This window comes from Chryseobacterium sp. HNCC26DJ241, from assembly GCF_057180505.1.
This window is the reverse complement of record NZ_JBXUGL010000009.1, coordinates 1-15,160: the sequence shown is the minus strand read 5'-3', so window position 1 is coordinate 15,160 and position 15,160 is coordinate 1. Positions and strand designations below refer to the sequence as shown.

Here is a 15,160-nt window from a genome sequence, read left to right as displayed (position 1 = left end):
CTAATATTCTTTTCTAAAACTTCCATAAAATGAAATACTCTACCATACAAAAAGACTTTTATCGGGAAAGTGGAAAATGGCTTTCTCCGGTAGAAATATGGAAAAAATGCATCAATCCGAATCTCCATTATATCTATATTTTCAGAAAATGCCAACGCTATCCTAAAAAATCGATAATAGGAATTTTTTGGAGAATGGTTTTGAGGCATCATCAAATTAAATATGGATTTCAGATCTATCCTGAAACTAAAATTGGAGAAGGATTTTATCTGGGACATTGGGGAAGTTTAGTCATCAATCCAAAAACTAAAATCGGAAAAAACTGCAATATTGCACAAGGTGTTACCATTGGCCAACAAAATCGTGGTAAAAATGAAGGTGCACCAGAAATCGGTGACAAAGTATGGATCGGACCAAACGCAGTGATTGTAGGTGGAATATCCATTGGCAATAATGTCTTGATCGCTCCCAATTCTTATGTGAATTTTAATGTCCCTTCCAATTCTGTGGTTATGGGAAATCCAGCGACCATCTCTCCTAAAGAAAATGCTACGGAAGGATATATCAACAATACAATTTATTAATACTTTCGAAAAATTCACTTTTTGAAAAATATTAAACTTTGTTAAATCTTCATTTTTTCGCACCCTAATTATTACTTTTGTACGATTATTGATGCAATCTATCAACACTGGAAATAATTTTAACGAAATAAATAATTATAACCTTTTTAAAATTTTATTTTTATGTCACAGTCGTATAAAGTTATTTTCGAAAACAACAAAAAATGGGTAGAGTCTAAACTTGCTCAAGATCCTGAGTACTTTCATGAGCTTGCCAAAACGCAAAATCCGGATTACCTTTACATTGGTTGTTCAGACAGTCGTGCAACAGCAGAAGAACTGATGGGAGCTAAACCGGGTGAAGTTTTTGTACACAGAAATATTGCCAATGTGGTGAATACTTTAGATATGAGTTCTACTGCGGTTATTCAGTATGCTGTAGAACATCTGAAAGTGAAGCACATTATTGTTTGTGGCCATTACAATTGCGGAGGTGTGAAAGCAGCAATGACGCCTCAAGATTTAGGATTACTGAATCCTTGGTTGAGAAATATTCGTGATGTGTATCGCTTGCATCAGCAAGAATTAGATTCTATCGAAGATGAAAAAAAACGTTATGACAGGCTTGTTGAGCTTAATGTTCAGGAGCAATGCATCAACGTGACCAAAATGGCTTGCGTTCAGGAACGCTACATTTTGGAAGAATATCCTATTGTGCACGGTTGGGTATTTGATTTAAGAACCGGAAAAATCATTGATTTGGAAATTGATTTCGAAAAAACTTTGAAAGACATTCAAAAGATCTATGACCTTACGGATTCTGATTGGGTGATGAGCAGAAAAAAAGAGTAACCTCATCAAAAACAATTCATTATGAAACTTTGGAGTATTTTTACATTGTTTGTTTTTCTCAATTTTACGGCACTTCCGGGAATAGCCACAGTATTTGGTTGGGATTTGCCGCAAATGGATGTAACAATTAATGAAGAAGAAAACCATGCACCAAGTTTCGTTGTTTACGAAAAAACTATTCCCAAAATTCTGGATGTCTATGATTATCTGAAATTTTGCGAAGCAGACTTGCTTGAGAAGCCTTTTGTAAGGATAGATGAAAGTATTCATTGTTCTCCTTACCTTTCCATATTTTCGCCTCCTCCGGAAGTTTAATTTCTGATTTCAACGGAAAACGGTTTTGTTTTCCAAATTTTCTTTCTAAAATTTTATTAAAAATTTCAAAAAATGTTTTTTGACGAGTATTTATTTGTCAAAAAAACAGACAATTATTCACAATCATGAAAAAAGCAAAATCTTTGTTTGGAGGGATTAAAGAAAATTTTCCTTCTGGTTTAGTCGTATTTTTAGTTGCATTACCACTTTGTTTAGGTATTGCCTTAGCGTCAGGAGCACCGCCTTTATCGGGTATTATCGCAGGAATTGTAGGAGGTCTTGTAGTTGGATATATCAGCAATTCCAACATTTCAGTTTCTGGTCCTGCTGCTGGTTTAACAGCAATTGTACTTACTGCAATTACAGATTTGGGAGCTTTTGAACTTTTCCTTTGTGCAGGAATTATAGCAGGAATTATTCAATTGATTTTAGGATTTGTAAGAGCAGGAAGTATCTCCAATTATTTCCCGAATAATCTAATTGAAGGAATGCTTGCTGGTATTGGAATTATCATTATTTTAAAACAAATTCCGCACGCTTTAGGCTTCGATAAAGATTATGAAGGCCATGAAGCTATTTTTGATAAAGGTCTTAATTTCGGATATTTCACAGAATTACTTGATGCTATTCATTTAGGAGCTGTTGTTATCACGTTAGTTTCGGTGGCAATTCTTTTAGCTTGGGACAACATTCCCGCCCTGAAAAAATTAAAAATGCTTCCGGGAGCTTTAGTTGCCGTCATCGCAGGAATGGTAATGAATGAATTATTTAAAATTTCCGGAAGTTCATTAGCAATTGGCTCTGAGCATTTGGTTTCTTTACCGATTCCAAAAACATTAAATGATTTTAAAGGTCTCATTACTTTACCGGATTTTACAGGTTTTGTAAATCCTAAAGTTTGGATTGTGGGTGCTACTATTGCGATTGTTGCTTCTATCGAAACTTTATTGTGTATTGAAGCGTCTGACCGATTGGATGTAAGAAGAAGAATCACAGATACTAATCGTGAACTAAAAGCACAAGGAATCGGGAATATTGTAAGTTCTGTAATCGGAGGGTTGCCCATGACTTCTGTAGTTGTAAGAAGCTCCGCAAATGCAAATGCAGGTGCTACTTCCAAATTATCAACTATTTTGCATGGGTTATTATTATTGATTTGTGTGCTTTCCATTCCATTTTTATTAAATCTGATCCCTCTTGCAACATTAGCAGCTGTGTTGATATTGGTAGGCTACAAATTAGCAAAACCTAGTACATTCAAACATTTTTGGAATAACGGAAAATATCAGTTTATTCCATTTTTAGCAACTGTAGTTGCTGTAGTTGCGACAGATTTATTGAAAGGAGTTGGAATAGGATTATTAATTTCCATTTTCTACATTCTTCAGGGAAATATGAAAAGAGCTTACTATCTAAGCAGAGAGCAACTGAATGACACTGATGAATTCACTATCAAACTGGCAGAAGAAGTTTCCTTCCTGAATAAAGCCGCCATCAAAAAAACATTAAAAAATGTGAAAGCCGGATCAAAAGTTACCATTGATGCAAAATCTACATCCTATATTGCAACGGACGTTCTGGAAATGATTCAGGATTTTGCCAATGTGCGAGCCAAAGAGGAAGATATCGAAGTGGAGCTTTTAGGCTTCCGAACATCATATAAAGAATATGAAGATGATGAAAACTCCCATATTGTTATTACACACAGAAGAGCAATATAAATTATTTCCCATTAAAAGTTGCCATTGTATTCTGCAATCCTGCAAAAACAAAAGATAATGCCGCTTCAGAAAACTTTCCGATTCTTTCGGAAAGTTTTTCTTTTTCTTCATCATTCCATTCTCCTAAAACATAGTCTACTTGTTTTCCGGCAGAAAATTCTGAAGATATCCCAAAACGTAATCGGGAATAATTCTGTGTATTGAGAACCTGCTGTATATTTTTAAGACCATTATGTCCCGCATCAGAACCTTTTCCTTTCATTCTTAATGTTCCGAAAGGAAGAGCTAAATCATCTGTAACTACAAGAAGATTTTCCAAAGGAATATTTTCTTTCTGCATCCAATATCGTACTGCATTTCCGGAAAGATTGACATACGTATCCGGTTTTAAAATAAAAACTTTTCTGCCTTTATATTTTCCTTCTGCCATCCATCCGAAATTAGCCGTCTTAAAAGGTGCTTCTATTGTTTCGGCAATTTTATCCGCAATTTTAAACCCGACATTATGCCGGGTTTCTGTATATTGTTCTCCTTTATTGCCGATACCGACGATAAGATATTTCATAAATTATTGGTATTCATAAATAATATATTCATCTCCAGAAGTTGCCTTTTTTACATAGTTTTTAGAATCATATGTATAACTAGTAATTGTGGTCTCCGTACTTGTGCCTATTTTAATTGCCGTTTTCAATGGGTTATTTAAAGAATGATAAAAGGCTGTCTGTTGTGAAAGACTAGCAAAATAAAGTAAAAATTCCTTCGGTAGAAGTGAATATGGGGAATTCTTATTATCATATTCATAAACTCCTGTTATTACTTCAGGAGATATTTGAAGTTCTCCTGTAATTGGATCATAAACGCCAGCTGTTGTAACGTCTTTCACAATATTATTACCAGAATATTCATAGTTATCTTCTGTATATCCTTTTGTTGGAATTGAAATACCTTCTAATATTATTATTGATTTTGCTAATTTACTTCCGTTGAAAGTAAAAGAAGCAGTAAGTTTGCTTATTCCTGCAACTGTTGTTGTAACTTTTGAAAGAGTATTTCCAGAGTACTGAAAATTTGAAACAAAATCTACACCTGACGAAATTTTAGAAATTTTATTAGAACTATTGTACTCAATAAGTAATGATTCTCCGGATGCTACATCAGAATAACCAATTAACTTATTATTTGAATAATTAAAAATAAGGGTTTCATCTTCCCATTCTCCAGTTTCCTCATCTTTAGTATGAGAAATAATCTTTTTCAATAATCTGGCAGATGTATTGCTTCCTCCATCAGAAGGAATTTCTTCTAAACCAATAAGCAAATCTCCATTAACATCTCTTTTTGCTTCACAAGAAGAAACCGCAAAAGCTCCAATAGACAATACAAAAATTAAAAAAAAGTTTTTCATTGTGTTAATTTGTTGCAAATGTAATAATTAAAAATTTGAAAAAGTCGGCTTATTCTAACATTTTCATTAAGATACGGTTTACTTCATCTACATTTTTTACAGCATCTTTACGCATCATAAGCTGATTATTCTTCTCTTTTAACGTAGCTTCGGCAGGATTTTGTGTAAGATAAGCTATAATTTTTCGGAATTTTTCACTTTGATAAAATTTATCTTGAGGATTTCCCGGAAAATATCCCAAGAAAACTCCGTTTTTCACGACAAGTTTTTCGAAGCCAATTTCGGCAGCCAGCCATTTCAGCTCTACTGATTTTAAGAGGTTCACCGCTTCTTTAGGTAAGTCTCCAAAACGGTCTTTTAATTCATTTTCAAAATTTTGAAGTTCCTTTTCATTCGGAATTTCCGCCAGCTTTTGGTATAAGGACAGACGTTCTTCTGTAGAACTCACATAATAATCCGGAAGCATCAGTTCTAAATCCGTATCAATATTGACATCTTTCGTGGTTTTAAAAAGTTTCTGACGTTCTTCTTCATTTTCAAAAAGATTTTCAAAACTTTCATCATCTTTTAGTTCTTCCAGAGCTTCCTGCATCAGTTTTTGATACGTTTCAAAACCCATTTCATTAATAAAGCCACTTTGCTCTGCACCCAGTAAATCTCCTGCTCCACGAATTTCCAAATCTTTCATCGCAATCTGGAAACCGCTTCCCAAATCCGAAAATTGTTCGATGGCTTCCAAGCGTTTTCTTGCATCGGAAGTAATCATATCAAAAGGAGGTGTAATAAGATAGCAAAATGCTTTTCTGTTGCTTCTTCCCACTCTTCCACGCATCTGATGAAGGTCTGCCAATCCAAATCTTTGAGCATCATTGATGAAAATAGTATTTGCATTCGGGACATCTACTCCACTTTCTACAATTGTGGTAGAAACCAAAACATCATACTTCCCTTCCATAAAATCCAGAATGTTTTGCTCAAGCTGTTTTCCATCCATTTGGCCGTGTCCTGTAATCACTTTAGCATCCGGAGCCAATCTTTGAATCAATCCGGCGATATCTTTCAGGTTTTCAATTCTATTATTTATGAAATATACCTGACCATCTCTTTGGATTTCATAGGAAATAGCGTCTCTCAGAATTTCTTCGTTAAAACCTGTAATTTGTGTTTCTACAGGTTGCCGATTTGGTGGTGGAGTTTTAATGACCGACAAATCTCTTGCCGCCATTAAAGAAAATTGTAAAGTTCTTGGAATTGGTGTTGCCGTTAGTGTTAAAGTATCAATATTCGTTTTGAAAGTTTTGAGCTTGTCTTTTACGGAAACGCCAAATTTATGTTCTTCGTCAATTATCAACAAACCTAAATCTTTGAATTTCACATTATCCGAAACCAATTGATGTGTACCAATTACGATATCCAATTTTCCGTTTTTTAAACCCTCCAAAGTTTCAGATTTTTGTTTGGCTGTGCGAAATCGGTTTAGGTAAGAAATATTTACCGGAAATTCTTTCAACCTTTCTCTAAAACTTCTGTAATGCTGAAACGCCAAAATCGTAGTCGGTACCAAAACCGCAACCTGCTTTCCGTCTGTCGCAGCTTTGAAGGCTGCTCTTATTGCTACTTCCGTTTTCCCGAAACCAACATCTCCACAAATCAAACGATCCATTACTGTTTCGGCTTCCATATCTTTTTTTATATCGAAAGTCGCTTTTTCCTGATCCGGAGTATCTTCATAAAGAAAACTTGCTTCCAACTCATTTTGCAAATAAGAATCCGGAGAATATTGAAATCCTTTTGCGGTTTTTCTCTGAGCATAAAGTTTTATCAAATCAAAAGCAATCTGCTTTACTTTCGCTTTGGTTTTCTGTTTTAATGATTTCCAAGCTGGTGAACCGAGCTTGCTAAGGATAATTTCTTTTCCTTCAGGTCCATTGTATTTTGAAATTTTGTGAAGCGAATGAATACTCACATACAATAAATCTCCATTTTTATAATTGAGCTTGAAACATTCCTGAATTTTGCCATCATTATTCACTTTTACCAATCCCATGAATTTGCCAATTCCATGATCGATATGGGCAATATAATCTCCGATTTTCAGAGACATTAAATCTTTTAATGTTAATTGTTCAGATTTTGCGAAACTGTTTTTTGCCTTATATCGCTGAAAACGATCAAAAATCTGATGATCTGTATATACAGAAATTTTGTAATTCTGATCGACAAAACCTTCATGAAGATCAGATTTAAAAGACCTAAATAAAACTTCATGATTTAGTTCTTCAAAAATACTTTCCAAACGTTCTTTTTGCTTTTCCGAAGAAAAGGAAATCCAGATTTCATAACTTTCTTCTTTTTTAGTTTTTAAATCTTCTGCAAGAAGCTCAAAATTTTTGTGAAATGATGGTTGTGGTGTTTGGTTTAGCTTCACTTCAAAGGACGATAATTCATTAATCTGAAAAGTTCCAAAATCAATCGTCGAAAAATTTTTTAGCCCCTGTATGAATATATCTTCTGAAATAAAAAGTTCTGATGGCTTGCTGTGATTAATATCCTTGCTGAAGGTTTCAAATTTTTCTTCCGCTTTTTGATAAAAATTTTTAATTTTCTGAATAGAAGAAGATCCATCGTCAGTAATTATGAAGCTATCTTTTGGCAGAAGTTCAAAAAGAGAAATTTTATTTCCGGAAGTTACAAAATTCATATTCGAAACCAGTTCGAACTCTTCTACTTTATCCTTGGAAAGTTGAGTTTCGATATCGAAAGTTTTGATACTTTCTACTTCATTTCCGAAAAGAGCGATTCGATACGGAACTTCGCTGGAATAGGAAAAAATATCTACAATACCACCTCTTACAGAAAATTCTCCCGGTTCGGAAACAAAATCAGTTTGATGAAAATTATATTTTTCCATCAATTCTTCAGCAATATCAAAATTGATGTGGTCTCCCATTTTTATTTTTAAAGAAATAGCTTTGAAATCTTCTTTCTTCAATACCTTTTCCGAAAGAGCACCTGCATAAGCCACAATTATTTTGGGAGATTTTTCAGAAGTAAGTCTGTTGAGAACCTCTGTTCTTAGAACTAAATTGGCATTTTGCGTTTTCTCAATTTGATAAGGATCAAGATGAGTTGCCGGAAAATAAAGTACCTGTTCTTTTCCTAAAAAATCCTCTATTTCTGTATCCGCATATAGTGCTTTTTCCTTGTCATCCAAAAGATATAGTATAGTTTTCTGACGGGTAAGAAAAAGTTCGGTTATAAAAAGAGAAACTGAAGAACCAGCACTTCCTTTTACAGAAATATGCTGATGTTTTTCAAAGTTTTCAAAAATTTCTTTTCCAAAATTTTTATGTAGTAAATCCTGAAGCAGAGTTTCATTGATTGTTTTCAGTTGCATATCGAAGTGTATAAAAACAAGAATGCGATTTCGGGATTTTCCGAAACCGTTTTTCAATGCAAAAATAGGGAATATTTTTGGGAGAAATGGAAATAAAAAACAGCCTCAATATGAGACTGTTTTTATTATTTTTTTTGGAAAGTATTTTTATTTACTTCCTTTTACTTTGAAATTATCTACTTCCCATCCAGTTCCAGCTGAACTTGTAGATGTATATTTGAATGCAACTCTAACATTTTTTCCAGCAAAAGAATTTAAATTCAAATTTCCGGAACTAGTCCATTGTCCATACGAAGTAAGTACTGTATCCAAAATAGGATTGAGCTCCGTCCAAGTTGTAGTAGCAGGATTTCCAGTATAATTATCTGTAACATATACTTTTAAAGGATCACCTGTAAATCTTCCATCCGTTTCAAAACTTACATTATAATTTGTGTACCCAGTTAAACTAATTTCTTTAGAGATCAGCCAATCTTCGTTTGCATTATTGCTTCCACTTGCAAATCCATTCATTACTGCACAAGGAGAAGGGTTTCCAAAATTTTGAACATTCCAAACTTGCGCTCCGGTTACATTCACAGTTGTCCAATTTGCAAGATTGGTAAATCCATCAAAGAAAATTGTTTGAGCCGGAGCAGAACCATCACATCTATTGCCGTCCATTATTACTTCGTTAGGTGTTCTTAACCAAACCTGATAAGTACCGTTGAATACACTTAAAATACCTGTAAGTGTTCCTTTTCCTGTTGGTGTGGTTTGACTTTTAAAAGTGGCAAAACTACTTGTTCTAACTATCATGGTATTTCCATTACAATCTTTAAAAGTTCTGTTAGTATCTGATGTAGTAGCATAAGGTTGTTCCGTGCTTGAATCTGCAAATTCTACATTCTCAAACTTTACTAATTTACCTACAGATGCATCTAAACTCGGTGAATTTTGAATGTTGATAACTGTTGGTTGTAATGGTGCATTTGATTTATTATCAAAAACACGAATATTGATTTGATTATCTTCAATATTACCAATAGCTCCTTGATAAAGTGCTCCAAGATGTATTTCTCCACCACTTAATCCAACATATAAATCTTTTGCAGCAATAGTAACTTTCGCCCCAACTTTAAATTTCGGATCAAGGTATAAATTAGTTCTGTTAAGTCTTAAACGAATACCTCCTGTTTCATCCTGAAGATATACCATTTTGTATAAATTACCTGTATCATCATTAGCTGTTACTGTTGCTGTAACATTTAAATCTTCTGTAATCTGAGTAAGAGAACCTGAAAGTTTATTTTTAAGATCCTGAATATTGGCATTATCAGCTGGTGGTTCGCAACTTGGCGTTGTTCCATCGCATCTTGCTCCTTTCATTCCTGCAGTATCATTTGTATCTCTCAGATAAAGCTGATAGTCAGTATTAAATTTACTTAAAATCGCTACAATTGACCCTTTTCCAGATGGAACAGTAACATTCCAGAAAGTAGAATATCCACTATTTCTTACTATGATTGTATTTCCTGCGCAGTTTTCAATGTTTTTATTCACTGTTGTAGCTTCAAAAGCATATGAAGAACATATAACTCCACTTACAAATTGAACATCTTTAATTTCCACTAAAGCTCCAATCAAATTATCATTGTAAGATCCTATAGAAATTGTTAATGGTACTATTTTTTTAAGTGGCTCACAGCTTTTGAAGAATTTTTGCTCGTATTGATCGGATGATATTCTTCCAAAAGAATTATTTCCGCTTTCATCTACTTCTAAACCTCCAAGCTGGATGACACCTCCGTACTGCCCAATATATAAATCTTTAAGTTTGATAAAAATTTTAGAACCAACCGGAAATTTTCCATAAGTATCTGTTGCATTTACACTAATAGTAAGACCTTGGGTTGGATTTTCCGGAGCATCCTGAATATAAATCGTTTTATAGATATTTCCAGTTTCATCAGAAGAGGAAACATATCCTTCCAAAATAAGATCGTTACTAATTTTTACAACCGGTACAATCCCGTTGTTATACATAGCTTTTAGATCTGCTATTTTTATGGTATTGTTAAAGTCTGCACATTCGATAGGAGGAATGTCATATTCATCATCATGAACACAACCTGTATTAAATGCCAAAAGTACAAAGGCAAATAAAAGTGTTTTAATAAGTTGAAAGGTTTTCATATATTTTTTTATTTTTTAAAAATTAATTATGGGGTTAGAATCTTAAATAAACATTAGCAAAATAGGACAATCCTCTATCATACCATAATTTAGGGGTAAATAGTCCAACTGGTAATAATGAATCTTTATAAGAATCTTCGAAATTAGCATTTCTTCCTTGTTCAAAACCACCGGTAACATAATTTCTGTTATCCAGAATATTATTCACAGTAACGCTTATTCCCATTCTGTATTTTCCTATTAGGAATGATTTGCCTGCATTAGCATTCAACATAAATTGGTCTTCGAATCTTTTTTGTCTTAATAATGTTCTCACATTCTGCTCCGTAACATTATCATACGTAACCTGAGAACCTGGTACATAAATAAAATTTGAAGTTCTTGGTATTACAGAAAAATCCAAATAATTGGCCGCAAGATAATTTCCTGAAACTCCTACCCACCAAAATTTTGGTGAATTATATCTCAATCCTAATGAATACCCTTGTTGTGGAGTACCCGCTACTTTGTAGTTTTTAATATATGCAGAACCAAGATCCTGAATAGTTCCGTTATTGACACGATCTGAAGTATAGAAGACGTTAGGATTATTGGTATATACAAATTGTCCATAACTTGCTACTGCATTTACAGAGAATGTTGGAGAAACTTTTATTTCTGCTCCAAATTCGCCTCCTATATATCTTTTATCAACATTGGATAAAACTTCTGCTACAAAAAAATCTCCACCTGCTGATGGCAATTCGTTTGCTGCGATTCCTTGTGCATAATATCTGGAAATTTCAGTTGCTTTACTAATGGTAGTATAATATCCGGAAAGTCTCAGTTTCAGAATCTGCCCTCTATGAATATAACTTAAATCGTTTGAATTAATAATTTGGCTGTTTAGTTTTGGCGTAAGAATATTAGATAATCTTGGACTGATAAAAATTTCATTAAATGTAGGGGCTAAAGTAAAAAATGCTCCATCATACACAATGAAGTTCTTTCCATCCAATCTATATTCTATTCTACCTTTTAGTCCAAAATCCCAAGAATCGTATATTTTACTTTTCCCTTTAGAACTGTTCATATAAAGATAATGTCTGTACATTCCTTCTCTTTGAGACTCTGAATAATTTATATTTACAGATCCTGTTATATTCCATCTGTTAAGTGTAACATTAGTAGAGATATTTCCTGTATATGTATCTCTATAAAGCATATAATTATACTCCATTCTTCCTCCTTCATATACCTTTTTTTCAGGATCATCTACATTATAAGAGCCATAATTATTTAATCCTTGAAAATCATAATCATCCTGATTCAAAGCATAATTTGCTCCAAGCAGATCATTTAGTCTTCTAAAATTATCAGATTTCAATTTTTGATAATTAAAATTGACATTCAATTTCCAGTTGGATGCAAGTTGTGTATCAAAATGTGAATTAATATTCCATGTTTTGTCATCATTCACATCTTGAACTGTATAGTACATTGCATTCTTGCCCTCTAAGTTTCTATTATAATTTTGATGATAAAGATTATTCCAGTCAATCTGGGTTCTGATTGCTCCGGTTCTCCATTCATTAGCATAATTTTCATAGCGTGCATTATATATCTCAAGCTCATTGCTTGTCATCTGAACACCCCCATCACTTGCTAAATCGGTAGGGAAAAAATTTTCAATTGCCTTCCAGCTTGGCAAATTTTTGTAATATGTTGGAGATGGATTAGTCGCATTAAACCAATCTAACCTACCTCTTTTATCAGCACCAAATTGGTATGAAACAGTAGTATTCAATTTTGATTTTTTACCCATCTTCCAGTAATGTGAAAGTTGAAACACGGGTTCAAAAGTTTTTCTAATTCTTTCATTTCTTTTCTCCCCATTTTGCCATCCCCAATAGGAATTATAATCTTTTCCCATCAAATCAAATACTTCCTGAGTATTTGGGCTGTTTGATGCTCTATATGTCGGAGCCCCAAAAGCTGTTAAATTAATAGCATGATTGCTCCCGAATTGTTTTTCTATGGCTGCAAAATAAGCATAGCTATCTTGTTGGGTTCCATCTATCACACCTTCTTCTGCCCATCTTCTACTTCCGGAAAAAGTAAATGCCCATCCTTTTTTGGATAAACCAGTAGAATAAGTTGCCATTACTCTATGATCATAACTTCTATTGGTGATAGAATACGATAAAGAAACTCCTTTTCTAAAGGAAGAAGCCCGAGTATTATAATATACAACACCTCCTAAATTTCCATATATGTAATCCGATGGTGAAATGTTTTCAACGGATTCATAAGGATATCTTGTAATATCATTAAGACCTCCCCAATCAGAAAAATCAATTCTACCATCGTCACTTTTAGACATTGGAACTCCATTAAAAAGGATGTCATTATAACGATTATCTACACCTCTTGCACGAAACCAATATGCTCCCAATTCAAAAGCCGTAGTTCTTGAAAACGCATCTCTACCGGAATTCAAAAGTCCTACTGTAGGCTGCATAGAGCTTTCATCATCATCGGATGATGCATCATCTAAAATAGTAACTCCGCTATCTGAAACAGCTGTAGCGGTATTTAACTGAATTACGCCAAGATCTTTTCGCTTTTCATTTGCGACATCAAAGGTCACTACCTTTGTTTCAAAATTAATTTTAGAAATAATAACCTGGTAACTTCCTGGTTTTAAATCTACAAACTGAAAGTATCCTATTTTATCGGTAGATACTCGCAAGTCTTGTCCGCTCAAATCTACATCAGCATTTTCTACTATATTCCCGGAAGCATCTTTTACATAGGCAAAAACTGTAGTTTGCGCCCATAAAATACTCGTAGAGAACACTATAAAAAATGAGAGTAATGAAAGTTTTTTAATCATACAGTCTACAATTTTTCTCTTTTTTTTATAAAAATTCTGTTTCGGCAAATGTAAATATATTTTAACAAATATTAAGATTTTTTTTTAAGTTAATAAAAAGTTATTAAGCAATGACATACAATATAATTAGCATACTTTTAGCATGTTAATTAAAAAACTTTGAATTAAAAAAGTAGCATTCATATTTTCAAAAAAACTATTTTTGTCATTTATATTTATCATAATGAAAAAAATATTCTTATTTGCTATCTTGTTACTGTCAGTAAGTATCTATTCGCAAAACAAAAAAATGAAACTTGCTGCCACAATCGGCTTTTATAATGTAGAAAACTTATGGGATATTTATCCTTCTGCCGATTATATTGATGGTACTCTTTCAATTTCTGATCCGAAATTCCATAGAAGTGTTCCGGTAGATTCTTTAAAATATCTTGAAACTACAGAAGACTATCATGGACAATGGAGCGATTCTCTTCTTATTGGTAAAAAAGTAATTCGCAGCCAAGGTTCCAATACTGATTTTACACCAAACAGTCCTAAAAACTATACAGCAGAAGTATATCAAAAAAAACTTGAAAATTCTGCAAAAGTAATTTCCGAATTAGGAACACAATACACCCATACATTACCTGTAATTGTAGGATTGATAGAAGTAGAAAACAGAAATGTAGTTGCTGATATCATTAAACAGCCTGCATTAGCAAAAGGAGATTATGGAATTATTCATTTTAATTCTTATGACTATCGGGGAATAGATGTTGCTCTTATTTATCAGAAAAAAAGATTTACACCTATTAAAACTTACAAAAAAGAACTTAAACTCTTCAATGAGGAGGGAAATCGGGAATATACTCGTGATATTCTTATAGCATACGGAATTCTTGATGGTGAAAGAATAGCGGTTTTTATGAACCACTGGCCTTCAAGAAGAGGTGGTGAAGCTATTTCAATGGCTAAAAGAAATGCTGCAGCAGTTGCTTTAAGAGAAGAAATGGACAAATTCCGAAAGCAAGACCCGAATGTAAAACTTTTTGCAATGGGAGATTTTAATGACGATCCTATAAGTCCAAGTCTTAAAAATTATTTAAAGGCAGTTGGAGAAGAAAGTCAGCTTTCTGATGATTATCCATATTTCAATTTGATGTACAAACCTTTTAAAAAGGGAGTTGCTTCTTTAGCATATCGTGATGCACCAAATTTGTTTGACCAAATCATTGTTTCTGAAAATTTGGTTTTGGACAAAGATCCAAACCGTTATTCTGTATACAAGGCAGAAATATATGCACCGGATTATCTCAAAAATTCGGAAGGACAATGGAAAGGATATCCTTTGCGTTCTTGGGACGGAGACCGTTTCACAGGAGGTTATAGCGATCACTTTCCGGCGTTTGTAGTTTTACAACGTGATATTGTGAAATAATTAAAAATGTAGATCATGAAAAGGTTTCTTTTCATACTTTCAATGCTCTTGCTTTTTGGATGTACCAGCAAAAAACCTGTTGCAGATAAAGATGCGAAAAGCGAGATAGTGCCGCAAAAAAATGAAGATGGAGAATGGGATTTAGACGTTTTGGATACACAGTACAATTATTTTTTGAATGCCATAGCAAAACCCATTAACATGTATTCCGAATCATATCTCAAGAATAGAAATACATTTCTTGTAAATGAATGGAATTCTTACTTTTATTCCGGAAGGTACCGTAATATTATAGAAAGCTCTATTGATTATAATCCTCAGGAAAATTACGGAATCAAGTTTGAGTATAAACTCTATCAGGTTTTTGCCTATGTACAATGGAAATACGGACTGCGGCTTAATGGTTTAAGCCAAACTGACGTTCGATAAAAGAG

11 protein-coding genes are annotated in these 15,160 nt (G+C 33.5%); 6 read left to right on the top strand and 5 right to left on the bottom strand.

Going from position 1 to position 15,160, the window contains the following annotated elements; all coding sequences use genetic code 11:
* Positions 1–29 precede the first annotated feature (29 nt).
* The 4 genes from AC2A1C_RS06530 (at position 30) to AC2A1C_RS06515 (ending at position 3,451) form a co-directional block, all read left to right on the top strand.
* Positions 30–584, top strand: coding sequence for a serine acetyltransferase (locus tag AC2A1C_RS06530; protein WP_484024546.1), 555 nt, complete (start codon positions 30–32; stop codon positions 582–584).
* A gap of 162 nt (positions 585–746) precedes the next feature.
* Entirely contained in the window at positions 747–1,415 is a 669-nt protein-coding gene (locus AC2A1C_RS06525) for a carbonic anhydrase (protein WP_484024544.1), read from the top strand.
* Between the two features lie 21 nt (positions 1,416–1,436).
* The gene (locus AC2A1C_RS06520; RefSeq protein ID WP_484024542.1) at positions 1,437–1,730 is read left to right on the top strand and encodes a hypothetical protein; all 294 of its coding nucleotides are present in this window, start codon (positions 1,437–1,439) and stop codon (positions 1,728–1,730) included.
* A 125-nt stretch (positions 1,731–1,855) separates the two neighbouring features.
* Positions 1,856–3,451 carry a SulP family inorganic anion transporter gene (locus AC2A1C_RS06515; RefSeq protein WP_484024540.1) on the top strand — a complete coding sequence of 532 codons (1,596 nt, stop codon included), beginning with the start codon at positions 1,856–1,858 and terminating at the stop codon, positions 3,449–3,451.
* 1 nt (position 3,452) lies between these two features.
* Here the strand turns inward: AC2A1C_RS06515 and pth are convergent, their stop codons facing one another.
* From pth to AC2A1C_RS06490, 5 genes are all read right to left on the bottom strand, one after another.
* A complete protein-coding gene (gene pth, locus AC2A1C_RS06510; protein ID WP_484024538.1) occupies positions 3,453–4,016 on the bottom strand; it encodes an aminoacyl-tRNA hydrolase in 564 nt (187 codons plus the stop codon).
* Positions 4,017–4,019: 3 nt separating this feature from the next.
* Positions 4,020–4,859, bottom strand: coding sequence for a hypothetical protein (locus AC2A1C_RS06505; RefSeq protein WP_484024536.1), 840 nt, complete (start codon positions 4,857–4,859; stop codon positions 4,020–4,022).
* Between the two features lie 49 nt (positions 4,860–4,908).
* Positions 4,909–8,256 carry a transcription-repair coupling factor gene (mfd, locus tag AC2A1C_RS06500; protein ID WP_484024534.1) on the bottom strand — a complete coding sequence of 1,116 codons (3,348 nt, stop codon included), beginning with the start codon at positions 8,254–8,256 and terminating at the stop codon, positions 4,909–4,911.
* A gap of 147 nt (positions 8,257–8,403) precedes the next feature.
* On the bottom strand, positions 8,404–10,431 hold the full coding sequence (locus AC2A1C_RS06495; protein WP_484024532.1) for a DUF5689 domain-containing protein: 2,028 nt from the start codon (positions 10,429–10,431) through the stop codon (positions 8,404–8,406).
* A gap of 34 nt (positions 10,432–10,465) precedes the next feature.
* Positions 10,466–13,306, bottom strand: coding sequence for a carboxypeptidase regulatory-like domain-containing protein (locus AC2A1C_RS06490; RefSeq protein WP_484024530.1), 2,841 nt, complete (start codon positions 13,304–13,306; stop codon positions 10,466–10,468).
* Positions 13,307–13,529: 223 nt separating this feature from the next.
* Between AC2A1C_RS06490 and AC2A1C_RS06485 the strand changes: the two genes are divergently transcribed.
* Both AC2A1C_RS06485 and AC2A1C_RS06480 read left to right on the top strand, forming a co-directional pair.
* Positions 13,530–14,726: an endonuclease/exonuclease/phosphatase family protein gene (locus AC2A1C_RS06485; protein ID WP_484024528.1), complete on the top strand. Its 1,197-nt coding sequence runs from the start codon at positions 13,530–13,532 to the stop codon at positions 14,724–14,726.
* Between the two features lie 15 nt (positions 14,727–14,741).
* On the top strand, positions 14,742–15,155 hold the full coding sequence (locus tag AC2A1C_RS06480) for a DUF6146 family protein (RefSeq protein ID WP_484024526.1): 414 nt from the start codon (positions 14,742–14,744) through the stop codon (positions 15,153–15,155).
* Positions 15,156–15,160: the final 5 nt, after the last annotated feature.